19 protein-coding genes are annotated in these 21,899 nt (G+C 74.4%); 6 read left to right on the top strand and 13 right to left on the bottom strand.

Annotation, left to right across the window (positions count from 1 at the left end; translation table 11 throughout):
- Positions 1-116 precede the first annotated feature (116 nt).
- From PHY01_RS19070 to clpB, 6 genes are all read right to left on the bottom strand, one after another.
- Positions 117-2,498: an ATP-dependent metallopeptidase FtsH/Yme1/Tma family protein gene (locus PHY01_RS19070; RefSeq protein WP_141280371.1), complete on the bottom strand. Its 2,382-nt coding sequence runs from the start codon at positions 2,496-2,498 to the stop codon at positions 117-119.
- Complete coding sequence (locus PHY01_RS19065; protein WP_141280370.1) at positions 2,495-3,106, bottom strand: hypothetical protein; 612 nt, start codon at positions 3,104-3,106, stop codon at positions 2,495-2,497. Before PHY01_RS19065 ends, PHY01_RS19070 begins: the two co-directional genes overlap by 4 nt.
- Before the next feature lie 166 nt (positions 3,107-3,272).
- On the bottom strand, positions 3,273-3,839 hold the full coding sequence (gene pyrE, locus PHY01_RS19060) for an orotate phosphoribosyltransferase (protein WP_141280369.1): 567 nt from the start codon (positions 3,837-3,839) through the stop codon (positions 3,273-3,275).
- Positions 3,836-4,597: an SDR family NAD(P)-dependent oxidoreductase gene (locus tag PHY01_RS19055; RefSeq protein WP_141280368.1), complete on the bottom strand. Its 762-nt coding sequence runs from the start codon at positions 4,595-4,597 to the stop codon at positions 3,836-3,838. The genes pyrE and PHY01_RS19055 overlap by 4 nt, the downstream gene beginning before the upstream one ends.
- Positions 4,598-5,254, bottom strand: coding sequence for a TtfA family protein (locus PHY01_RS19050; RefSeq protein WP_141280367.1), 657 nt, complete (start codon positions 5,252-5,254; stop codon positions 4,598-4,600).
- A 229-nt stretch (positions 5,255-5,483) separates the two neighbouring features.
- Positions 5,484-8,084, bottom strand: a complete 2,601-nt coding sequence (gene clpB, locus PHY01_RS19045) for an ATP-dependent chaperone ClpB (protein WP_141280366.1) — start codon at positions 8,082-8,084, stop codon at positions 5,484-5,486.
- 132 nt (positions 8,085-8,216) lie between these two features.
- On the opposite strand from clpB, the gene PHY01_RS19040 reads away from it, so the two are divergent.
- A complete protein-coding gene (locus tag PHY01_RS19040; protein ID WP_141280365.1) occupies positions 8,217-8,450 on the top strand; it encodes an AbrB/MazE/SpoVT family DNA-binding domain-containing protein in 234 nt (77 codons plus the stop codon).
- Positions 8,447-8,857: a type II toxin-antitoxin system VapC family toxin gene (locus PHY01_RS19035; RefSeq protein ID WP_141280364.1), complete on the top strand. Its 411-nt coding sequence runs from the start codon at positions 8,447-8,449 to the stop codon at positions 8,855-8,857. The genes PHY01_RS19040 and PHY01_RS19035 overlap by 4 nt, the downstream gene beginning before the upstream one ends.
- On the opposite strand, the gene PHY01_RS19030 is transcribed toward PHY01_RS19035, so the two are convergent.
- Entirely contained in the window at positions 8,846-9,892 is a 1,047-nt protein-coding gene (locus PHY01_RS19030; RefSeq protein ID WP_141280363.1) for an NAD(P)H-dependent flavin oxidoreductase, read from the bottom strand. The two genes, PHY01_RS19035 and PHY01_RS19030, sit on opposite strands and share 12 nt — an antisense overlap.
- A 53-nt stretch (positions 9,893-9,945) precedes the next feature.
- Here PHY01_RS19030 and PHY01_RS19025 point away from each other — a divergent pair, with 53 nt between their 5' ends.
- A complete protein-coding gene (locus PHY01_RS19025; protein ID WP_141280362.1) occupies positions 9,946-11,124 on the top strand; it encodes an ATP-binding protein in 1,179 nt (392 codons plus the stop codon).
- Positions 11,028-12,146 carry a tetratricopeptide repeat protein gene (locus PHY01_RS19020; protein ID WP_141280361.1) on the top strand — a complete coding sequence of 373 codons (1,119 nt, stop codon included), beginning with the start codon at positions 11,028-11,030 and terminating at the stop codon, positions 12,144-12,146. Before PHY01_RS19025 ends, PHY01_RS19020 begins: the two co-directional genes overlap by 97 nt.
- On the opposite strand, the gene PHY01_RS19015 is transcribed toward PHY01_RS19020, so the two are convergent.
- Positions 12,147-12,815 carry a pyridoxamine 5'-phosphate oxidase family protein gene (locus PHY01_RS19015; RefSeq protein WP_246086004.1) on the bottom strand — a complete coding sequence of 223 codons (669 nt, stop codon included), beginning with the start codon at positions 12,813-12,815 and terminating at the stop codon, positions 12,147-12,149.
- A 157-nt stretch (positions 12,816-12,972) separates the two neighbouring features.
- On the opposite strand from PHY01_RS19015, the gene PHY01_RS19010 reads away from it, so the two are divergent.
- A complete protein-coding gene (locus PHY01_RS19010) occupies positions 12,973-14,145 on the top strand; it encodes a globin domain-containing protein (protein WP_141280360.1) in 1,173 nt (390 codons plus the stop codon).
- A gap of 54 nt (positions 14,146-14,199) precedes the next feature.
- Here PHY01_RS19010 and PHY01_RS19005 read toward each other — a convergent pair whose 3' ends face one another.
- The 5 genes from PHY01_RS19005 to PHY01_RS18985 all read right to left on the bottom strand — a co-directional run bounded on the left by PHY01_RS19005 (position 14,200) and on the right by PHY01_RS18985 (position 19,020).
- Positions 14,200-14,634 (bottom strand): heat shock protein transcriptional repressor HspR, encoded by a 435-nt coding sequence (locus PHY01_RS19005; RefSeq protein WP_141280359.1) that lies wholly within the window; start codon positions 14,632-14,634, stop codon positions 14,200-14,202.
- Positions 14,631-15,812, bottom strand: a complete 1,182-nt coding sequence (dnaJ, locus tag PHY01_RS19000; RefSeq protein ID WP_141280358.1) for a molecular chaperone DnaJ — start codon at positions 15,810-15,812, stop codon at positions 14,631-14,633. Before dnaJ ends, PHY01_RS19005 begins: the two co-directional genes overlap by 4 nt.
- Before the next feature lie 18 nt (positions 15,813-15,830).
- Positions 15,831-16,511, bottom strand: coding sequence for a nucleotide exchange factor GrpE (grpE, locus tag PHY01_RS18995; protein ID WP_141280357.1), 681 nt, complete (start codon positions 16,509-16,511; stop codon positions 15,831-15,833).
- Positions 16,508-18,367: a molecular chaperone DnaK gene (gene dnaK, locus PHY01_RS18990; protein WP_141280356.1), complete on the bottom strand. Its 1,860-nt coding sequence runs from the start codon at positions 18,365-18,367 to the stop codon at positions 16,508-16,510. The genes grpE and dnaK overlap by 4 nt, the downstream gene beginning before the upstream one ends.
- Positions 18,368-18,591: 224 nt before the next feature.
- Positions 18,592-19,020, bottom strand: coding sequence for a hypothetical protein (locus PHY01_RS18985; RefSeq protein WP_141280355.1), 429 nt, complete (start codon positions 19,018-19,020; stop codon positions 18,592-18,594).
- A gap of 88 nt (positions 19,021-19,108) precedes the next feature.
- Here PHY01_RS18985 and PHY01_RS18980 point away from each other — a divergent pair, with 88 nt between their 5' ends.
- Positions 19,109-21,880, top strand: a complete 2,772-nt coding sequence (locus PHY01_RS18980; protein ID WP_141280354.1) for an ATP-binding protein — start codon at positions 19,109-19,111, stop codon at positions 21,878-21,880.
- The last annotated feature ends 19 nt before the right edge of the window (positions 21,881-21,899 follow it).

Genomic DNA, 21,899 nt, shown 5'->3' with positions numbered 1-21,899 from the left:
CGCGTCCCGGTCGCCGTCCGCCCGGGTGCGCGAGTCGTCGGGGTCCACCCGAGGATGATGCGCTGCCCCGGTGGCCACCCCGCACCCCGCACCCCGGACGTCGCGACCCGCGGGGATCAGTGGGGTGGCTCGTGCGGGGTGGCCGCCGCCTCCGTCCCGGCCGCCGGCCGACGGTCGCCCAGCGGCAGGGCGAGGGTCACGGCGCTGTGTCCGTGGTGGGCCCCGGCCGCGGCGCTGTGGTAGTCCTCCAGCTCGGCGAGGAACCCCTCGTCGCGGTAGATCCGCCCGTCCACGGTGGCGCCCCGCCGGCCGTCGATGACCGCCTCGATGTCGTCGCCGGAGAGGGTCTTGTGCGTCTCCAGCGCGTGGGCGACGGCGAGCACGGCCGAGCGGTTCTCCTCCAGGATGTCGACGGCCCGCTCCAGCAACGCGCCGAGCGAGTCCTCCACGCGGTCGACGAGCTGCATCCGGCCCAGCGCCTCCAGGGTGTCGGACTCGCCGCCCGCGCTGCCGGGTGCGCCGGTGCCCAGCCGCCGCGCCGTGTTGTACGACGACACGGTGGCGCCCATGCCCCAGTTGCCCTCCATGAACGTCGCGAGCGTGGTGGCCGACTCCAGGTCGCCCGACACCCCCGACGACGAGTCGCCGTCGAAGAACATCCGCTCCCCGGCCAGCGAGGCGAGCGAGACGAGGATGTCGGCCTCGAACTCCGAGCGCCAGCGCGTGAACTGGTCCTCCGGCGGGATGCTGGCGACCATGCCGAGGTAGTCGGCGCCCTTCTCGATGGTCGCCAGGTCGATCTCCATGTGCCGCCGCATCCGGTAGGCGACGACGGCGTGGCAGGCCTCGTGCACGGCGACGGCGTGCCGCTCGCGCTCGATGTACTCGACGTCCTCGGGCGGCCCGAGGTCCTTGAGCTGTTTGGCCCGCAGCACGTCGCGCCACTCGATGACTTCCCGGCCGTCGCGGATCGCGGTGATCAGCGCCTCGTTGACCAGGTCCTTGATCGTGGCGCCGGTGGCGTAGGGGGTGATCGTGGCGAGCTTGTCCAGGTCGGAGTCGGTGATCTCGTGCGGCACCTTGTCGAAGTAGCCGCGGTAGGTGCGGATGCGCCCGGCCTTGCTCGGGTAGCCGACCTTGTAGATGCGGTCGATGCGACCGGGGCGCAGCAGCGCCTCGTCGAGCGACTCGGGCATGTTCGTCGCCATCATCACCAGCAGGCGGTACTTCGGCGGCGGCTTGGGCCGCATCCCGAGCGCGCGCCGGCCCCACCGGTTGATCAGCCCGCGCGGCTTCTTCAGCCCGGACAGCTCGGTGAGCAGCGCCTGCAGCGTGCCCATGCCGCCCCCGCCGCCGCCCATCCCACCCATGATGATCTTGTTACGGCCGGTCTCCGGCTCGGGCTCGGCGGCCGCGGCGGCGGAGCGGGCGAGCATCCAGCGCGTGTCGTTCGACAGGTAGGACGCGCCGTGGCAGCCCGCCGCCCGGTACGGCCCGAAGCCGCGCACCCCGCCCGGCCCGACCGAGGCGAGCGAGCCGCGGTTGCCCAGCGCGTCGGCCTCGTCGAAGAAGACGATCACGCCGCCGTAGCGCAGCGACAGCTTGCGCAGCTTCCGGAACAGCGACTTCACCTTGAGGATGCCGACGCCCATGAACATGTTGATGAACGCGCCCGGGTCGACGAACACGTAGGGCTTGCCGGTCTCCCCGGCCACCGCCTCGGCCATCAGGGTCTTCCCGGTGCCCGGCGGGCCCCAGAGCAGCAGGCCGCCGGGGACGTATCCGCCCTTGCGCTCGATCTCCTCCGGGTCCTCCAGGAACAGGATGTTCTCCTTGATCCGCTCGACGACGTGGTCCTGCCCCCACACGTCGGAGAAGCGGGTCTTGATGTCGTCGGGGTAGTAGGTGTCGACGCCGCCGCGCGAGAGCAGCCAGAACAGGCCGATGAACTGCACCGCGATGAACAGGAAGCCGAACGAGAGCTGCAGCACGAACGGCAGCGCCGCGAAGATCAGCGCGGGGGCCTCGAACAGGGCCAGCGGCGGGCTCGTCTCCAGGATCTGGGCCGCCACCAGCGAGAACAGCACGACGAAGGCGAGCCACTTGAGCATCCGGGCGAGCCGGAAGCGCGTCCAGTCCGAGAACCGCCTGCGCAGCGCCCGGTCGGTGCCGCCGAACACCCGGTCGGTCCAGAAGCCGTGGTAGGCCGCCGACCGCTCGCTCACCAGGAAGTGCGCCTGCCGCACCACCTCGATCCCGGCCAGCCACAGCAGCCACTGCGACTCGACGACGTGCAGCCGCATCGCCTCGACGAAGGGCAGCAGCGGGTTGTCGGCCATCGCCGCCCAGACGACGACGAACCACGCCAGCGCGAACAGCAGCAGCAGCCGGACGCGGTCCCACAGGGAGTGCGGTTTGCGGGTCGGGCGTGCGGGCGCCGGGTGCTCGTCGGGAGGGGTGAGTCCCTCGGGGGCGTCGGACTCCGGTGCGACGGTCACGGACCCTCCAGGACGGTGAACGAGGAGACCGCGCGCTCGATCTCCTCCTGGTGCTGCCCGTAGCACTCCGAGGAGCACCGGGCCACGAACACGTAGAGCTTGCTGGCGTCGTCGTTGACGTAGGCGGTCTTGTCGAACACCTGCATGGGCCCGCCCCCGACCCGGTAGCGGTAGACGACCCGCACGCCGCGGATGCCGTCGCCGGGGGTGAGCACCTCGTCGGCGAGCAGGGCGAAGTCGGTGAGCGGCGAGCCGGGGTTCTGGGCGAGCGCCCGGCGCCCGGTCTCCGAGGTGGGCTGGAACAGGTCACGCAGCCGGTCGAGCGAGTACTGCCCGCGGGCGGGCGCCGCGACGTCCTGCACGAGCAGCAGCCCGGTCGGCGCCGGGGCGTGCGGGCCGAACAGGTGCGCCGCGGACGGCAGCAGGTCGGCGTCGTAGCCCTCCAGCCACAGACCCTGCTCGGACAGGGCGGCCCCGGTGTCCAGGCCCAGTGCGGCGGCCAGCTCGTCGGCGTCGACGGCCCGCCAGTCGACGGGCAATCGGACGTAGGTGCGTTCCTCTGAGTTGGCGACGTAGGTGTATTCCGGCGAACCGCACGAAACGGTCATCAGAAGGCACAGAATGGACGCAATCAGGACACCGGCGGAGCGCTGACCAGTGCGAAACCGCATAGGAGCCTCCCGCCGTGACCTTCTCGTGATTGACGAGTATGCGTCACGAAACGGCGCGGCGGATCGTCCGAACGGTTGCGAGCAGGTTTCCGGGCAGCCGAAGCTAGAGACCCAGATCGGGTAGTCCGAGCAGCGCGCGGTAGGCGAGCCCCTCGGCCTCGATCGCCTCCCGGGCGCCGGTGTCGCGGTCGACGATCGTGGCCACGCCGACGATCTCGGCCCCGGCCGCACGCACCGCGCGGACGGCGGTGAGCACCGAGCCCCCCGTCGTCGAGGTGTCCTCGACGACGAGCACGCGGCGGCCGGTGATGTCGGGGCCCTCGATGAGCCGCTGCATCCCGTGCTCCTTGGTGGACTTGCGCACCACGAACGCGTCGACGGGTCCGGCGTCGGGCTCGACGGACGCCGCGTGCAGCACGGCGTCGGCGATCGGGTCGGCTCCGAGGGTGAGGCCGCCGACGGCGGAGTAGTCCCAGTCGGCCGTGAGCACCCGCACCAGTCGCCCGACCAGCGGGGCCGCCGCGTGGTGCAGCGTGACCCGGCGCAGGTCGACGTAGTGGTCGGACTCGACGCCCGAGGCCAGCGTGACCCGGCCGTGCACGACCCCGTGCTCGCGGACCAGCGCGGCCAGCTCCGCGAGCTCCGCGCTCGCCTGCGCGGGCGAGGTCACGTCCGGTCCCGGTCGAAGGTGGCGGTGATGCGGCGCATCAGCGCGCGCGGCAGCACGTCGGCCAGCGCGACGATCGCCTTGTACTGCGGGCCCGGAACGGACACGGTCCTCCCCCTCGCGAGATCGGCCAGGGCGTCGGCGACGACCCGGTCGGCGTCGAGCCACAGCGGCCCGGTCCGCGTGCCGACGTCGATGCCCGCGCGCTGGTGGAACTCGGTGCGCACGAACCCCGGACACAGCGCCATCGCCCGCACCCCCGTGCCGTGCAGCGACGCCGCCACCCCCTCGGTGAACGACGTGACCCACGCCTTGTCCGCACTGTAGGTGGAGCCCCGCCCGGCCAGGAACCCGGCGACGCTGGAGACGTTGACCACCCCGCCGCGGCCGCGCTGCACCATCCCCGGCAGGGCCGCCCTGGTCAGCGCCAGCACCGCGCCGACGTTCAGCGCGAGCTGGCGGGCCAGGTCGTCGGGGGTGCAGTCCAGGAACGACCCGGACAGTGCCATGCCCGCGTTGTTGACCAGCAGGTCGACCGGGGCGCCGCCCAGCCGGGCGACGACGGCCGCGCGCCCCTCGTCGGTGGTGAGGTCGGCGGGCAGCACCTCGACCTCGACCCCGCCGCGCAGCGCCGCCGCGGTGGACTCCAGCCGCTGCCGGTCCCGTGCGACGAGCACGAGGTCGCGGCCCTCGCGGGCCAGCCGGGAGGCGAACGCCGCCCCGATGCCGGAGGTGGCTCCGGTGACCAGTGCCGTGGGCATCTAGCGCGAGGTGGCGCTGCGGTCGGCGCGTTCCAGGGCGGTGGCGACCTCCGACAGGTCGGCCAGCAGGTCCTGCAGGCGGTCGACGGTGGAGTTCAGCGGCGCGGTGGCCAGCACCCAGGCCTCCTCGGCCCACAGCAGCTCGACGTCGTCGCCCACCGCGTCGGCGGCCCGGGCGAGACGCTTGGTCAGCAGCGGGCGCACGGCGTCGGCGTCGGCCACGAAGGCGTAGCGGACACCGACGGGCTCCAGCAGGTCGAGACCGGCGTCGTCGGGCAGCGGGGCCGAGGGCAGCCGCAGCTCGACGGCCGCGGGCACCGGGTTGCGCACCTGCACCGCCGCGAGCACGGAGCTGAGCCGCCCGGCCTGCTCGTGGTCGAACACGTAGGCCTGGCGCGGGCCGTCCGGGGTGGGGACGTCGCCGCTGATCAGGTTGCGGGCGACGCCCGGCCCGCCCTGGTGGATCGTGCCGTAGCGCCAGCGGCTGGGCAGGACCGGATCGCTGTCGAGGTACTCCCACTCGCGCGCGGCCGCCCAGCGGCGACGGTCGCGCGCGGCTCCCCCGTCGGCGCGGCGCCGGTCGAGGACCAGCAACGCGACGCCGACCAGCAGCGCGACCACGGCGATGACGAACCACACGCCCGACGGAATGCCCACGGCCGCACCCTAGCCCCGCGGCCGGGCAAACCCCGGCAACGCCACACGCCCGCCCGCCGCCGGGGCCGGACACCCCGCGCCCCACCCCCCGCGCCCACCCCCGCCCGCCTTGCAGTGGTGTGGCTTCACTCCAACGCAGTTGCAGTGAAGCCACCCCACTGCGATCCGGGGCGGTGGGCCGGTGGGGGTGGTGGGGGCGGCGGGGGCGGGGTGCGGGGAGGGGGTGGGGTCAGAGGGTCGTGGCCGGGACCGCCCGGCCCACCAGCAGCCCGCCGGTGCCCCCCGCCGCGGACGGGTCGAGGTCGACGCGCACCGTGTCGCCCTCGCGCACCTCCCCGGCCAGCAGCTCCTTCGCGAGCTGGTCGCCGATCGAACTCTGCACCAGCCGCCGCAGCGGCCGGGCCCCGTAGACCGGGTCGAACCCGTTCATGGCGAGCCACTCGCGCGCGGCGTCGGACACCTCCAGGGTGAGCCGGCGCTTGGCGAGGCGGGTGCGCAGCACGTCGAGCTGGATGTCGACGATGTGCGTGAGCTCCTCGGTGGACAGCGCGTGGAAGACCACGACGTCGTCGAGCCGGTTGAGGAACTCCGGCTTGAAGTGCCGCTGCACGGCCTCCATGACGAACGCGCGGCGCTGCGCGTCGTCGAGGTCCTGTCCCGCACCCGAGCCGAGGTTCGACGTCAGCACGAGGATCGTGTTGCGGAAGTCGACCGTGCGGCCCTGGCCGTCGGTGAGCCGGCCGTCGTCGAGCACCTGCAGCAGCGTGTCGAAGACGTCCTGGTGGGCCTTCTCGACCTCGTCGAACAGCACGACGGTGTACGGGCGGCGCCGCACCGCCTCGGTGAGCTGCCCGCCCTGGTCGTAGCCGACGTAGCCGGGAGGGGCACCGACGAGCCGGGCCACCGAGTGCTTCTCGGAGTACTCGCTCATGTCGATGCGCACCATCGCGCGCTCGTCGTCGAACAGGAACCCGGCCAGGGCCTTGGCCAGCTCGGTCTTGCCGACGCCGGTGGGCCCGAGGAACAGGAACGACCCGGTGGGGCGGTTCTCGTCGGCGATGCCGGCGCGGGCGCGGCGCACGGCGTCGGACACGGCGCGCACGGCCTCCGTCTGCCCGACCACGCGCTTGCCGAGCTCGTCCTCCATGCGCAGCAGCTTCGCGGTCTCGCCCTCCAGCATCCGCCCGGCCGGGATGCCGGTCCACGCGGAGACGACGTCGGCGACGTCGTCGGGGCCGACCTCCTCCTTGAGCATCAGGTCCTCACCCGTCGACGACGGCGCCGCGGCCAGCTTCTTCTCCAGCTCCGGGATGCGGCCGTAGCGCAGCTCGGCGGCCCGGCCGAGGTCGCCGTCGCGCTCGGCCCGCTCCGACTCCCCGCGCAGCGCCTCCAGCTGCTCCTTCAGCTCGCGGACGTCCTCGATGGCGCCGCGCTCGTTCTGCCAGCGCGCGGTCAGCGCGGTCAGCGACTCGCGCAGCGAGGCCAGCTCGGCTCGCAGGGTGGCCAGCCGCTCGACCGACGCGGCGTCGGACTCCTTGGCCAGCGCCATCTCCTCGATCTCCAGCCGGCGCACGGCGCGCTCGACCGTGTCGATCTCGACGGGCCGCGAGTCGATCTCCATGCGCAGCCGCGACGCCGCCTCGTCGACGAGGTCGATCGCCTTGTCGGGCAGGAACCGGGCGGTGATGTAGCGGTCGGACAGCGTGGCCGCGGCGACGAGCGCGGCGTCGGTGATCCGCACGCCGTGGTGCACCTCGTAGCGCTCCTTGAGCCCGCGCAGGATGCCGACCGCGTCCTCGACGGACGGCTCGCCCACGAAGACCTGCTGGAACCGGCGCTCCAGGGCGGGGTCCTTCTCGATGCGCTGGCGGTACTCGTCGAGCGTGGTGGCGCCGACCAGGCGCAGCTCGCCGCGGGCCAGCATCGGCTTGATCATGTTGCCGGCGTCCATCGAGCCCTCGGCGTTGCCCGCGCCGACGATCGTGTGCAGCTCGTCGATGAACGTGACGACCTGGCCCGCGGAGTCGGTGATCTCCTTGAGCACGGCCTTGAGCCGCTCCTCGAACTCGCCGCGGTACTTCGCGCCCGCGACCATCGAGCCCAGGTCGAGGGAGACCACGCGCTTGCCACGCAGCGACTCGGGCACGTCACCGGCCACGATGCGCTGGGCCAGCCCCTCGACGATGGCGGTCTTGCCGACGCCGGGCTCGCCGATGAGCACCGGGTTGTTCTTGGTGCGCCGCGACAGCACCTGCACGACGCGCCGGATCTCGGTGTCGCGCCCGATCACCGGGTCCAGGCCGCCCTCGCGCGCCCGGGCCGTCAGGTCGACGCCGTACTTCTCCAGCGCCTGGTAGGTGCCCTCGGGGTCGGGGCTGGTGACCCGCGCCGAACCGCGCACCTTGACGAACGCCTCGCGCAGCGCGTCGGGGGCCGCGCCGTGGCGCTTGAGCAGGTCGGCCACCGGGCTCCCGGTCGAGGCCAGGCCGACCAGCAGGTGCTCGGTGGCGACGTAGTCGTCGCCCATCTCGGTGGCCAGCTGCTGCGCCGCGGTGATCGCGGCCAGGGAGTCGCGGGAGAGCTGGGGGGCGCTGACGGTGGACCCCGCGGCCGAGGGCAGCCGGTTGCCCAGCGCCGTCAGCTCGGTGCGCACGGTCGCCGGGTCGGCGCCGACGGCCGTCAGCAGGGGGGCGGCGATGCCGTCGGTCTGGGCGAGCAGTGCGCCGAGCAGGTGCGTGGGGCCGACGTCGGGGTTGCCGGCCAGTGCCGCGGCCTGCACCGCGGCCGAGATCGCCTGCTGGGCCTTGGTGGTGGGGTTGAACGAGTCCATCCGCTCGGGTCCTCCTGCGTGTCGCCTGGGCCTCCATCGTGCCCGTCGACTGTGCCAACGTCAGGAAAGTTGAGTGTGTTCCGCTCAAGGAGAAACGGGTAGTAAGAGTCTTACCGGTGTTACTCTTACCGCGTGCGTCTCACGAGCAAGGGGCAGATCACCATCCCGCAGCACGTCCGGCACGAGCTCGGGCTCCAGCCGGGCGACGAGGTCGACGTCGTCGTCCGCGACGGCGTCGCCACCATCGTCCCGGCGACCGGGCCCACGGGCCGCGGCCACCGGATGGTCGACGCCCTGATCGGACGGGGCGACGTCGAGCTGAGCACCGACGAGATCATGTCCCTGACCCGTGGCGAGGACGGGTGACCGAGCGGGCCACGCTCGTCGACTCGAACGTGCTGCTCGACCTGTTCACGCGGGATCCGCACTGGCAGGAGTGGTCGGCCCGGCACCTGGCCGAGGCGTTCGACCGCGGCCCGGTGGTGCTCAACCAGATCGTCTACGCCGAGATCTCGCTGCGGTTCTCGACGATCGAGGAGCTCGACGACGTGCTGTCCACCCGCTTCGTCCGCGGCAACCTGCCCTGGGCCGCCGGTTTCCTCGCGGCCCGCTGCTTCGGTGACTACCGCCGCCGCGGCGGCACCCGCACCTCGACCCTTCCGGACCTCTTCGTCGGCGCCCACGCCGCCGTCCTCGACATGCGCCTGCTCAGCCGCGATGCGGGGCGGTACCGGACGTACTTCCCGACCGTCGAGCTGATCTCACCCGAGTAGCGCCCGCGCCTCGGCCCACATCCGCGTGACGACCTCGCCCGCCGGCTCCGCTCGAGCCAGCGCCGCGGACTGCCCCGCCCAGTGGTTGGCGCGGTCGAGCCCCCCGGGCTCCCCGCGCCGCATCCGGGCGACGAGCGCGCGCTGGTCCGGGTAGGGCGCGGGCGGTGGGGCGTCGGGGGCGGTCCAGGCCGTCACGTACGGCGTGGGGGCGGCCCGGGCGAGCCGGCCGGTGTAGGCGCGGGTGGTCACGGTGGCCTCGGGCGCAAGACCGTCGAGCGAGGCCGCCCACTCCGGGGCGATCGCCGTCTCCGGGGCGCGCAGCAGCGCCGTGCCCACCTGCACCGCGCTCGCGCCCAGCGCGATCGCCGCCGCCACGCCCCGGCAGTCGGCGATGCCGCCGGCCGCGATCACCGGCACTTCCAGCGCGTCGGCCAGGCGCGGGACCAGCGCGAACAGGCCGACCGACGTGCCCTCGGCGGCGGCCGGGTCGAACACGCCGCGGTGCCCGCCCGCCTCCATCCCCTGGGCGACGACGGCGTCGGCACCCGCCTCCTGCGCGGCCAGCGCCTCGTCGAGGGTGGTGGCGCAGGCGAACCAGGCGACGCCCGCCTCGTGCAGCCGCGCCACGTAGTCCCCGTCGAACAACCCCATGATCGACGAGGCGGCGGTCGGCCGGGCGGCCAGCACGGCGTCGCACTGCTCGGCGAACACCGGCGCGGCCGGGCCGGGCCCGCCGGGGGTGCCGAAGCGGTCGAGGAACGCCGCCGCGGCGGCGGTGCGCGCGGGCTCGTCGACGGGCTCGTCGGGGACCCAGAGGTTGAGCTGGAACGCCCCGGAGGAGCCCGCGCGGAACGCGTCGGCCCAGTCGGCGATGCGCTCCGGGCCGTCGAGCACCACCCCGGCGGCGCCCATCCCGCCCGCCTGCGCGACGGCGACGGCGAGCGCCGGCGGGCAGGCACCGGCCATCGGGGCCGAGAGGATCGGCACCCGCAGGCCGAACCGGTCGCAGAACTGCGCCACACGCGTCGGGGTCATGGGGGAGTCCTATCACCGGGAGGGCACCCCGCGGCCGTGGCCATACTGGGGAGGTGCCCGACGACGCCCTCCTCGGCAGCCTCCTGGCAGCGGTCGACGCCTCACCCGACGACGTGCCGCTGCGGCTGCACGTCGCCGACCTGCTCGCCGCCCGCGACCGGCTCCCCGAGGCGCTGGCCCACTGCACGCAGGCGCTGTCGCGCGCGCCCGGAGACCCCCGGGCGGTCGCGCTGCTGCAGCGGCTGACCGCCGCGATCGCGCGGCCGGTCGAGCCGGGTTTCGACTGGGGGCGCGCCGAGCAGGAGCTCGGGCCGCTGGAGGCCGGGTTCGCGCAGGAGTACCGGCCCGACGCCGTCACCGAGGACGTCGAGCGGCCGTCGCTGACCCTGGCCGACGTCGGCGGGATGGAGCAGGTCAAGCAGCGGCTGGAGATGACGCTGCTCGGCCCGATGCGCAACCCGGAGCTGGCGAGGGCGTTCGGGACGAGCACCGCGGGCGGGCTGCTGCTCTACGGGCCCCCCGGCTGCGGCAAGACGTTCGTGGCGCGGGCCGTCGCGGGCGAGCTGGGGGCGTCGTTCTACGAGGTCGGCATCTCCGACGTGCTCGACATGTACACCGGCTCCAGCGAGCGCAACCTCACCCAGGTCTTCGAGGCCGCGCGCCGCAACGCCCCGTGCGTCCTGTTCTTCGACGAGGTCGACGCGCTCGGCCAGAAGCGCTCGCACCTGACGCACTCCTCCAGCATGCGCAACACCGTCAACACGCTGCTCGCCGAGCTCGACGCCGGCCGCAACGAGGGCGTGTTCGTGCTCGGCGCCACCAACCACCCGTGGGACGTCGACAGCGCCCTGCGCCGCCCCGGCCGCTTCGACCGGATGCTGCTGGTCCTGCCGCCGGACGCGCCCGCGCGCGCGGCGATCCTGCGCCACCACCTGCGTGACCGGCCCGTCAGCGGCATCGACCTCGACCGCCTCACCCGCTCCACCGAGCACTTCTCCGGCGCCGACCTGGCGCACCTGTGCACCACCGCCGTCGAGCGGGCGCTGGCCGACTCGGTGCGGCTGGGCTCCGTCCGCCCCGTCGGCATGGCCGACCTCGACGCCGCGCTGGCCGAGGTGCGCCCGAGCACCGGGCCGTGGTTCGCCACGGCCCGCAACGTCGTCGCGTTCGCCAACACCGACGGCAGCTACGACGACCTGGCCGCCTACCTCAAGCAGAACCGGAAGCTGTGAGCGGCGCCGCGTCGCGGGTCGCGCAGCTGCGGACGCTGCGCCGACTCGACGACGCCGAGCGGACCGCGCGGGAGGCGCTGGCCGCCGACCCGCAGGACGCGGCCGTGCTCACCGAGCTGGCCGCGGTGCTGCTGTCGGCGGAGCGCCACGCCGACGGGCTCGCCGCGGCCGACGCCGCGGCCGCGCTGGCCCCGCAGGACGAGCGCGTGCACCGCGTCCGGGGCGTGCTGCTGGCACGGCTGGGCCGCCACACCGAGGCGCTGCACGCCGGGTACGCGGCCGTGAGCCTGGCCCCGAACGAGCCGTTCGCCGCGCTCGGCTACGCCACGGTCCTGCAGATCGCCGGGCGCCTCGACGACGCCCAGCGGGTGGCGCTGCGGGCCGTCGAGCTGGCACCGGCGGAGCCCGCCGCGCACCTGCGGCTGGCCGACGTCGCCTCGGACCGCCACGACCTGGTCACCGCCCGCCGCGCCTACGCCGAGACGCTGCGCCTGGATCCCGACAACGCCGCCGCCCGCCACGACCTCGCCGTGCTCGACCTGCAGGCCCACCGCCCCGGCGACGCGCTGCGCGGGCTCGTCGAGGCCGGGCGGATGGACCCGACGCAGCCCCTGGTGCTGCGCAACATCGCCGCGGTGGTGTGGCGACTGGCGTGGCTGCTGCGGATCGTGCTGGTGGTGGGCGTGTTCGTGGTGATCGCGGCGGGCGGTGGGGACGGGGCCACCCCCTCCGTGCCGGTCCGGATCGGCGGCGCGCTGGTGCTGGGCGTCGTCGCTGTGGCGTCCTGGCGCACGCTGCGGAACCTGCCGGCCAGCACCCGCCCCGCCACGCTCGCCGCGGTGCGGGCCGACCGGCCGCTCGCGTTCACCTGCGTCGCGCTCGCGGTCTGCGTGGGTCTGTTCGGGGCGGTCGCGGTGACCGGGATCGGGGTCGTCGCCGTCCTGGTGTGGCTGGTGCTGGCGCTGCTCGCGATCGTCGCGGTGGTCGTCGGGCTGGCCCGGCGGCGCCGGACGCCGAGCTGATCAGGGGGTGTCGCGCGCGCCGAAGTAGTCGCCGCCCTTGCGGGCCGGGTCGTCGGTGCCCCAGTCCCGGCGCAGCGGGACCCGCTGCATCTGCGGGATGTGCTTGCGGCAGTGCACGTAGGCCTCCTCGACGGACACCACGACCCAGCGCTCGGCCTGCCGGCCACGTGCCGGGTCGCGCGGCACGTCCGGGAACTCGGCGTGGAACCGCTCGGCCTCGACGATCCGGGCGGACCCGTTGACGTGCAGGCCGATCCGGTCCTGCTCGAAGTCGAGCATCAGCAGCCCGACGTGGGCGTTCTCCGAGATGTTGCCCAGGCTCGCGTGCACCCCGTTGCCGCGGTACTCCGGGTAGGCGAGCGTGCGGTCGTCGAGGACGGTGAGGAACCCGGGCGGGCCGGACCGCAGTGAGGCGTCGCACTCGCCGCCGGCGTCGGACGTCGCGACGAAGACCATCTCCATGCGTCGGACGAAGGCGACCATCGCGGGGAGTAGCCGGTTCCTTACCTGTTCGGAGTAGAACTTCTCGGCCCGGTCCTCAGTGCCGTAGGCGCACTGGAGAGCGTGCTCGCCGTCGGATCCGGGCCGCTCCGGGGCGTCGACCGGCGCCGTGACCTCGGTGGGCGCCGTGGACGGGCGTCGGGCGAGTGCGGGGTTTCGCGGCGTCACCCCCCCACCGTGCCACCCGCGACCCCGTCCGGTCACGTGAGGCGGATGTCGCCGGGTGGCGTCACCCCCCTGCTCGTGCTTTAGGCTGACCCCCCTAGCACCCCGCGTCACCGCTCCCCGACGCAGGCCCACCACGAGCAGAGGAAGCCGGCCGTCCATGACCGCTGAACAGTTGCTCACCGCCGATCTCCCCACGGTCGGTGAGTCCCGCAGCGAGGCGACCGGGGCCGTCGAGATCATCCGGTCGAGCTGGGCCGTCGTGGAGCCGCAGACGGAGAACGTGGGCCGGCACTTCTACGCCACCCTGTTCAGCCGCGCCCCCGAGACGCGCGACCTGTTCCCGGTCAACATGGAGGTGCAGCGCAGCCGCCTGCTCCGGGCGCTCGTGCACGTCGTCCAGATGGTCGACCAGCCCGACGATCTGGTGCCGTTCCTCGAGCAGCTCGGCCGCGACCACCGCAAGTTCGGCGTGCTCGCCGAGCACTACGACGCCGTGGGCGTCGCGCTCCTGTCGGCCGTCGGCGAGTACGCGGGCGCCGCCTGGACCCCCGAGGTAGAGAAGGTCTGGCACGACGCCTACACCGTCGTCGCGAAAGCCATGCGCACCGCGGCGCAGGCCGAGCGCGGGCCCGCGTCGTGGCTGGGCCGGGTCGTCGGCCACCGGCGCGTGGGCTGGGACCTCGCCGTCATCACCGTGCAGACCAGCGAGCCGATCCCCTACCGCGCCGGCCAGTACCTCAGCGTCGAGACCCCGCAGCGGCCGCGGCTGTGGCGCTACCTCTCCCCGGCCAACGCCCCCCGCCCCGACGGCACGCTGGAGTTCCACGTCCGCGCCGTCAACGACGGCTGGGTCAGCCGCGCCATCGTGGCGCACTCCCGCATCGGCGACACCTGGCGCATCGGCCCCCCGATGGGCCGCATGAGCATCGACAAGGACTCCCCGCGCGAGCTGCTGATGGTGGCGGGCGGCACCGGGATGGCACCGCTCAAGGCGCTGCTGGAGGATCTCGCGGCCCAGCCCAAGCGGCCCCGCACGCAGGTGTTCGTCGGCGGGCGCACCTGGGAGGACCTCTACGACTTCGGGTCGCTGCGCAAGCTGTCGTACTCCAACAACTGGCTCGACGTCATCCCCGTGGTGGAGTCCGACGACGACGAGACCGGCGCCGAGCGCGGCACGCTGGCCGACGTCGTCACCCGGTACGGCGCGTGGGCCGACCACGACGTGCTGGTCTGCGGCTCGCCGTCGATGATCCGGGCCACGGTGTCGCGGATGCTGGTGGCGGGCACGCCGCTCGATCGCATCCGCTACGACCCGTTCACGATGGACTAGTCCTACCCGCCCCGGGCCTCCTCCGTCGGCCCTCCATCCCCGACCCGGGTGGTGCTACGTCGTCCGGGGCTTCGGACGCCACACCACGAGGGCCTGGTTGCGCTCCACCGGCACGAGGTCACGGCGGTAGGAGGCGTGCACCGTGGCGGTGGCCTGCTCGGTGGCGGCGCGGGCGGCGAGCAGCTCGTGCGCGAGCTCGTCGAGCCGGCCACGCAGCTCGTCGACGAGCTGTTCGAGCTCGATGATCCGCTTGATCCCGGCGAGGTTGACGCCCTCCTCCTGGGACAGGCGCTGCACCTCGCGCAGCAGGGCGATGTCGCGCGCGGAGTACCGCCGCCCGCCGCCCGCCGACCGGCCGGGGCTCACGAGCCCCAGCCGGTCGTAGCTGCGCAGCGTCTGGGCGTGCAGCCCGGCCAGCTCCGCGGCCACGGAGATGACGAACACGGGGCTGTCCGGCGTGGTGCCCGGCGGCAGACCCGGGAACGTCATCGGATGTCCCGGAGCAGGTCGGCCCGCGGGTCGAAGCCCTTCGTGGCCTCGGCGTAGGCCTGCAGGGCCTCGGTGGCGGCGTCGTCGAGCGACTTCGGCACCGCCACCTCGACGGTGACGAGCAGGTCGCCCTTTCCGGACTTCCGCTCCACGCCGCGCCCCCGGACGCGGAACGTCCGCCCGGACGTGGTGCCCGCCGGGATGCGCAGGGACACCGTGGACTCCAGCGTCGGCACCGTCAGCGTGCTGCCCAGCGCCAGCTCCGGGTAGGTGACGGGCACGGTGAGCGTGAGGTCGTCGGCGTTGCGCGATGACCGTCCGAACAGCCGGTGCGGCGTGACGTGCACCGTGACGTACAGGTCGCCGGCCGGGGCACCGCCCCGCCCGGGCTCGCCCTGGCCCTTGAGCCGCACCTTGTTGCCGTCGTCGACGCCCGCGGGGACGCGGACGGTGAGCTGGCGTGTGCGGGTGCTGACGCCGTCGCCCCCGCACTCGGGGCACGGGTCGTCGATCAGCCGGCCGGTGCCGCGGCAGTCGCGGCACGGCTCGGAGAACGCGAACGCGCCCTGGCTGCGGCTGACCAGGCCCACCCCGTTGCAGGTGGGGCACTGGCGCGGCGTGCTGCCCGGCTTGGCCCCGGTACCGCCGCAGCGGTCGCAGCGGCCCGGGGACGAGAGCCGGATCGGGACGTCGGCGCCGCGGACGGCCTGCACGAAGTCGATGCGCAGCTCCGTCTCGACGTCGGCGCCACGGCGGGCCCCGGAGGGCGGAGGCCTGCGCCGGCCGCCCCCCTGACCGCCGAAGATGTCGCCGAAGATGTCGCCGAGACCACCGGCCCCGGCCCCGCCGCCCTGCGCCTGCCCGAACAGGTCGTTCAGGTCGAAGCCCTGCGCGCCGCCGGGGAAGCCCCCGCCGCCGAAGCCGCCGGGCATCCCGCCCCCGGCGAACAGCGCGCGCGTCTCGTCGTACTCCTTGCGCTTCTTGTCGTCCGACAGCACGCCGTAGGCCTCGGACACCGTCTTGAACCGGGCCTCGGCCTGCGCGTCGCCGGGGTTGGCGTCGGGGTGCAGCTCGCGGGCGAGCTTGCGGTACGCCTTCTTGATCTCCTCGCCGGTGGCCTCGGAGGAGACGCCCAGCTCACGGTAGAAGTCCTTCTCGATCCAGTCGCGCTGGGTCACGTCGCCTCGCTCCTCCCGTTACTGCTCGGGGCTCTGGACCGGATCCGGGGCCGAGGGGTCGACGGCCTGGTCGGCGACCGTGACCATCGCGGGCCGCAGGACGCGGTCGGCGATGCGGTAGCCGCGACGCAGCACCGACGACACCACCGCGACCGTGGGCCCGTCCACCTCGCCGCTCTCGTGCTGCACCGCCTCGTGCAGCGCCGGGTCGAACAGGTCGCCGTCGGCCGCGAACGGCTCCAGGCCCTGCTTCTGCGCCACCGCGACGATCTTGTCGGCGACGGACTTGAACGGCCCGTTCAGGTCCCCGTGGGCCTCGGCCCGGTCGATGTCGTCGAGGGTGGTGAGCAGCTCGGAGACGAACTGCACGCGGGCCCCGACCAGCACCGACTCGCGGTCGCGGTCGACCCGGCGCCGGTAGTTGGCGTACTCGGCGCTGATCCGCTGCAGGTCGGCCGTGCGCTCGGCCACCTCGGCGGCGAGCTCCTCGACGCGGGGGTCGAGGTCGGTCCCGGTCACGTGGTCGGTCCCGGTCACGGGAACGTCCTCCTCCTCCGTCGACCCGGGGGTGGCGCCCCCGGCCGGGGTGTCCCCGGCCGGGGGCCGCACGTCGCCGGTCACCGGGTCGATCCGGCGCCGGTCCCGGACCACGACCGGCTCACCCTGGGCGTTCTCGGTGTAGCGGTCGTCGTCGGTCACTTCCGGTCCTTCTCCTCGTCGACGATCTCGGCGTCGACCACGTCGTCGTCGGCCTGGGCCTGGCCCTGGCCGCCGTCGGCGCCCGGGGCGTCCCCGGCCGGTGCGGCGCCCTCCTGCTGGGCGTAGAGCGCGGCGCCCAGCTTCTGCGACTCGGTGGCGAGCTTCTCCGTGGCGGCCTTGATGGCGGCGGTGTCGGTGCCGGCCAGCGCCTCCTGCGCCTGCGTGATCGCGGTGGTCACCTCGGCCTTGAGGTCGGCGGGAAGCTTCTCGTCGTTCTCCTTGAGGAACTTCTCCGTCTGGTAGACCAGCGACTCCGCCTGGTTGCGGACCTCGGCGTCCTCGCGGCGCTTCTTGTCCTCCTCGGCGTGCTGCTCGGCCTCGCGCATCATCCGGTCGATCTCGTCCTTGCCCAGCGCCGAGCCGCCCGTGATCGTCATGTCCTGGGTCTTGCCGGTGCCCTGGTCCTTGGCCGAGACCTTGACGATGCCGTTGGCGTCGATGTCGAACGAGACCTCGATCTGCGGCACGCCACGCGGGGCGGGCGGCAGGCCGGTGAGCTCGAACATGCCGAGCTTCTTGTTGTAGGCCGCGATCTCGCGCTCGCCCTGGAACACCTGGATCTGCACGGACGGCTGGTTGTCGTCGGCCGTCGTGAAGATCTCCGACCGCTTGGTGGGGATCGTGGTGTTGCGCTCGATGAGCTTGGTCATCACGCCGCCCTTGGTCTCGATGCCCAGGGACAGCGGGGTGACGTCGAGCAGCAGGACGTCCTTGACGTCGCCCTTGAGCACGCCCGCCTGCAGGGCCGCGCCGAGCGCGACGACCTCGTCGGGGTTGACGCCCTTGTTGGGCTCCTTGCCGCCGGTCAGCTCCTTGACGAGCGTGGTGACGGCCGGCATGCGGGTGGAGCCGCCGACGAGCACGACGTGGTCGATCTGGCCGACGGAGATGCCGGCGTCCTTGACGACCTGGTTGAACGGGTTGCGCGTGCGGTCGAGCAGGTCGGCGGTGATCTTCTCGAACTCCGAGCGCGACAGCGTCTCGTCGAGGAAGAGCGGGTTCTTGTCCGCGTCGACCGTGATGTAGGGCAGGTTGATCGTGGCCGTGTTCTGGCTCGACAGCTCGATCTTGGCCTTCTCGGCGGCCTCACGGAGGCGCTGCCCGGCCATCTTGTCCTTGGTCAGGTCGATGCCCTGGCTGCTCTTGAACCTGTCGACGAGCCAGGTGATGATCCGCTCGTCCCAGTCGTCGCCGCCGAGGTGGTTGTCGCCGTTGGTGGCCTTGACCTCCACGACACCCTCGCCGATCTCCAGCAGGGACACGTCGAACGTGCCGCCGCCGAGGTCGAACACCAGGATCGTCTGGTCCTTGTCGCCCTTGTCGAGGCCGTAGGCCAGCGCCGCCGCGGTGGGCTCGTTGACCACGCGCAGCACCTTGAGGCCCGCGATCTCGCCGGCCTCCTTGGTGGCCTGGCGCTGGGCGTCCTCGAAGTAGGCGGGGACGGTGATGACCGCCTCGCTGATGTCCTCACCCAGGTAGGACTCGGCGTCGCGCTTGAGCTTCTGCAGCACGCGCGCGCTGATCTCCTGCGCGGAGTAGGTCTTGCCGTCGATGTCGCCGGTCTTCCAGTCGCTGCCGATGTGGCGCTTGACCGAGCGGATCGTCCGGTCGACGTTCGTCACGGCCTGGTTCTTCGCCGACTGGCCGACGAGCACCTCGCCGTTGCGGGCGAAGGCGACCACGGAGGGGGTCGTCCGAGCGCCCTCCGAGTTCGCGATGACCGTCGGCTCGCCGCCTTCCAGGACGGCGACGACGGAGTTGGTGGTCCCGAGGTCGATCCCGACCGCACGAGCCATGGTTGTTGCCCCTCTTCCTCTGCCTTGCGTTGGTCCGGCTCAAGTCTGCCACGGCTGTCCCACTCGGGTTGAGTGGGCCCGGCTCAACTTGCTCGATCCGTCCAACGGCGGAGGGTCGCGGGTTGTTCCGCGTTCCCGGGATCGGCAGGTCGCACACAGGGTGCGGGGCCCGCACACAGGTCCGGACCTGTGTGCGGGCCCCGGGAGGTGTGTGCGGACTCTCGTCAGAGGGGGGCGGCCGGGCGGGGCTCCACGCGCCCGTCCGACGGGCGGGGCAGCGGGTCGTCGACCGGGGCCAGCACGCGGTGGGCCGCGGGGTCCGCGACCGGCTCGTCCCGCGCGTCGCGGTACTCCAGGTCCCCGTCGGGGCCCAGGTCGGCGTGGTAGCCGGCGGCCGCGAGCTGCTCCTCGTCGAGGTCGACGAGCAGCTCCCAGCGGCTGGGCACCACCCGGTAGTCCGGCCACGGCAGGTCGCCATAGGCGTCGTGCAGGTCGGCGAGCAGGCCGACGAACACCTGCTGCCACCGCAGCGGCATCGACTGCGCGAGCGAGCGCGGCACGACGAGGTGGTCCTCGGTGGCGCCGCGGGCCGGGCGGTCGAGGTAGTCGGCCACCGGGGTGGTGGACGCCGGGGTGGACGGTTCGGTGGACATCTCTCGCTCCTGGGGTCGTACGTCCCCCCAGCGTTCCAGCCCGCCGCGACGGGCGCCCGCGGCGGTCCGGGTGCGCCATGCTGGAGCCATGACCGCAGGGCTGCCCGGGCGCGACCGCGAGCTGGCGGCGCTGCGCGCGTGGCTCGCCGCCGCCGTCGGGGGCAGGGGGCGGCTCGTGCTGGTCCGCGGCGAGGCCGGCATCGGCAAGACCCGCCTCGCCCAGGAGCTGGCCCGGGGCGACGTGCGGGCCGTGTGGGGGCACTGCGCCGACACCGACGGCGCCCCGCCGTTCTGGCCGTGGCTGCAGGTGCTGCGCACACTGGGGGTGGAGGTCGCCTTCCCCGCCGCCGAGCCGGCGTCGCCGCAGGACCGCTTCCACGCCGTCGACGCGGTGGCGGGCGCGGTCGTGGCGCGGGCCGGGCCGCTGCTCGTGGTCCTCGACGACGTGCACCGGGCCGACGAGTCGTCGCTGCTGGTGCTGCGGCGCCTCGCCGACCAGGCGCCGGGGGCCGCCCTGCTGCTGGTCGCGACGCTGCGCGACGGCGGCGCGCCCGACCTGCTGCGGGCCCCCGACGCCGAGCTGATCGAGCTGGGCGGTCTCGGCCCCGTCGACGTCGCCCGCCAGCTCGACGCGCTCGGGGCCGGCGGCGTCGACGCGGCCCGGGTGCACGAGGCCACCGGCGGCAACCCGTTCTTCGTCCGGGAGGTCGCCCGCGCGGTCCTGGACGGCACCTGGACCCCGGGGGTCGCACCGCGGACCGTCCTCGACGCGGTGCGCGCCCGGGTCGACCGGCTCGCCCCCGGTGTGCGGCGGTTCGTGCAGGCGGGCGCGGTGCTCGGCGGGCGGTTCGCGCCCGCGGTCGTCGCCGGGGTGCTGGGCGTCGCGGTGGCCGAGCTGCCCGGCCCGGCCGACGCGGCCGTCGCCTCCGGGCTGCTGACCCGCACCGGGGCCGGCGAGCTGCGGTTCGTCCACGCCCTGACCCGCGACGCCGTCCGGGCCTCGATCCCCACCGCCGACCTGCTGGAGCTGCACCGCGCCGCCGCGGCGGCGCTGGAGGCGCACTGGGCCGGCGAGCTGGACGAGCACCTGGACGAGCTGGCGCGGCACCATCTCGTGTGCGCGCCCTACGGCGGGGGCGGGACGGCCAGGGAGTGGGCGCTGCGCGCGGCCGCGTCCTCGGTGCGGCGCCTCGCCCCGGAGGAGGCCGTGCGGCTCTACCGCGCCGCGCTCGAGCTGCCCGACCCGTGGACCGACGGCGACGGGCCGTGCCGTACCCGGCTCGACCTCGCCCGGGCCTGCGCGCTGGCCGGCGACCTCGACGGGGCGGTGGCCGCCGCCGTCGGCGCGGCCGACCTGGCCCGCCCGGACCGGCCGGACCTGCTGGCCGAGGCGGCGCTCGCGGTGGAGCCGGTGCCCGACCCGTCGATCGCCGCGGTGCTGCAGCGGCTCGGCGACGAGGCGCTCGGGGCGGTCGGCGAGCACGGCGACCCGGCGCTGCGCGCGCGGTTGCTGGCCCGACGCAGCCAGCTCGCCTTCTACGCGGGCGACCCGGAGCTGACGCGCTCGGCGGCGGCCGCGGCCGTCGACCTGGCCCGTGGCACCGGTGACGACGCGGCGCTGGTCGCGGCCCTGCGCGCGCGCCACGACGCCTGCCCGGGCCCTGCCGGGCGCCCGGAGCGGCTCGCCATGGCCGCCGAGCTGCTCGCCGCGGCCGGCCGTACCGGTGACGCCGGGCCGGCGATGTGGGCGCGGCTGTGGCGGATCGACGCCCTGGTCGAGGACGGCGAGGTCACCGCCGCGGAGGACGAGCTCGGCCCGCTCGCCGCCGACGTCGAGCGGGTCGGCGGCCCGGCGGGCCGCTGGCACCTCGACCGGGTCACCGCCTACGTCGCGCAGGCCCGGGGCCGCTTCGCCGAGGCGGCGCAGGCCGCGGCCCGCGGCTACGAGCGGATGCGGCGGATCGAGCCGTCGTCGGCGACCGGGGTGTTCCTGGGCACCCAGTGGGTGCTGGCACGGCACGTCGGGACGTCCCCGGAGGGCCTGGCGTTCGCCCGCGCCTGGGTCGAGCCCCCGCCCCGGTTCCGGACGATGGGCCGGGTCTCGCGGGCGTACCTGCTGCTGCAGGCGGGCCACGCCGACGAGGCGGACGTCCAGTTCCGGCTGGCCGGGCCGCCGGAGGCGTGGTCGTGGCCGGTGTTCTTCGTCGCGCCGGGCTCGGCGCTGGCCGCCCTCGTGGCGATCGGGCTGGACCGCCGCACCGAGCTGGACGCCGCGCTGGCCGCGCTGGAGGCGTTCCGCGGGGAGCACGTCGTCGGCAGCGGGGTGAGCTACTGCGGGCCCGCCGAGGTGACGCTCGGCCTCGGGGCGCTGGCCCGGGGCCGGCTCGACGACGCCGTCCGCGATCTCGACGTCGCGATGCGCGCCTGCGACCGCGCGGGCGTACCCGGGTTCCTCGCCGAGGCCGGGCACCACCTGGCGGCGGCGCTGGCCGCCCGGGCCCGGCCCGGCGACCGCGAAGGGGCGCGCCGGGTGGCGGCCGGGAGCGACCGGCTGGTGCGGGCCCTCGGGATGACGGCGCTGGTGGGCCCGAGTGCCGACCTGCTGCGCCGCCTCGGTCCCGGCGACGGCGGGCTGTCCGCGCGCGAGGCGGAGGTCGCCGCGCTGGTGGCGCAGGGGCTGTCGAACCGGGCGATCGCCGCGCGCCTGGTGATCTCGGAGCGGACGGCGGGCAACCACGTCGCGCACATCCTCACCAAGCTCGGTTTCACCTCGCGCAGCCAGGTCGCCGCCTGGGCGGCACCCCGGATGAGCAGCACGGGGAGCGATCCGACCCATGTCACGGCGCCGCCGCGCTCCTAGCGTCCTCCCCCGACGGCCG

Source organism: Pseudonocardia hydrocarbonoxydans (assembly GCF_006539565.1).
GTDB classification, from domain to species: domain Bacteria; phylum Actinomycetota; class Actinomycetes; order Mycobacteriales; family Pseudonocardiaceae; genus Pseudonocardia; species Pseudonocardia hydrocarbonoxydans.
This window is presented reverse-complemented; position numbering and strand designations above follow the sequence as displayed.

Bases quoted from the DNA above. Each gene is read 5' to 3' on its own strand.
- PHY01_RS18980 (WP_141280354.1), top strand. From the start codon at position 19,109: ATGACCGCAGGGCTGCCCGGGCGCGACCGCGAGCTGGCGGCGCTGCGC.
- PHY01_RS18985 (WP_141280355.1), bottom strand. From the start codon at position 19,020: ATGTCCACCGAACCGTCCACCCCGGCGTCCACCACCCCGGTGGCCGAC.
- PHY01_RS19005 (WP_141280359.1), bottom strand. From the start codon at position 14,634: ATGACGTTCCCGGGTCTGCCGCCGGGCACCACGCCGGACAGCCCCGTG.
- PHY01_RS19065 (WP_141280370.1), bottom strand. From the start codon at position 3,106: ATGACCGTTTCGTGCGGTTCGCCGGAATACACCTACGTCGCCAACTCA.
- PHY01_RS19055 (WP_141280368.1), bottom strand. From the start codon at position 4,597: ATGCCCACGGCACTGGTCACCGGAGCCACCTCCGGCATCGGGGCGGCG.
- PHY01_RS19030 (WP_141280363.1), bottom strand. From the start codon at position 9,892: ATGACCCCGACGCGTGTGGCGCAGTTCTGCGACCGGTTCGGCCTGCGG.
- PHY01_RS19010 (WP_141280360.1), top strand. From the start codon at position 12,973: ATGACCGCTGAACAGTTGCTCACCGCCGATCTCCCCACGGTCGGTGAG.
- clpB (WP_141280366.1), bottom strand. From the start codon at position 8,084: ATGGACTCGTTCAACCCCACCACCAAGGCCCAGCAGGCGATCTCGGCC.
- dnaK (WP_141280356.1), bottom strand. From the start codon at position 18,367: ATGGCTCGTGCGGTCGGGATCGACCTCGGGACCACCAACTCCGTCGTC.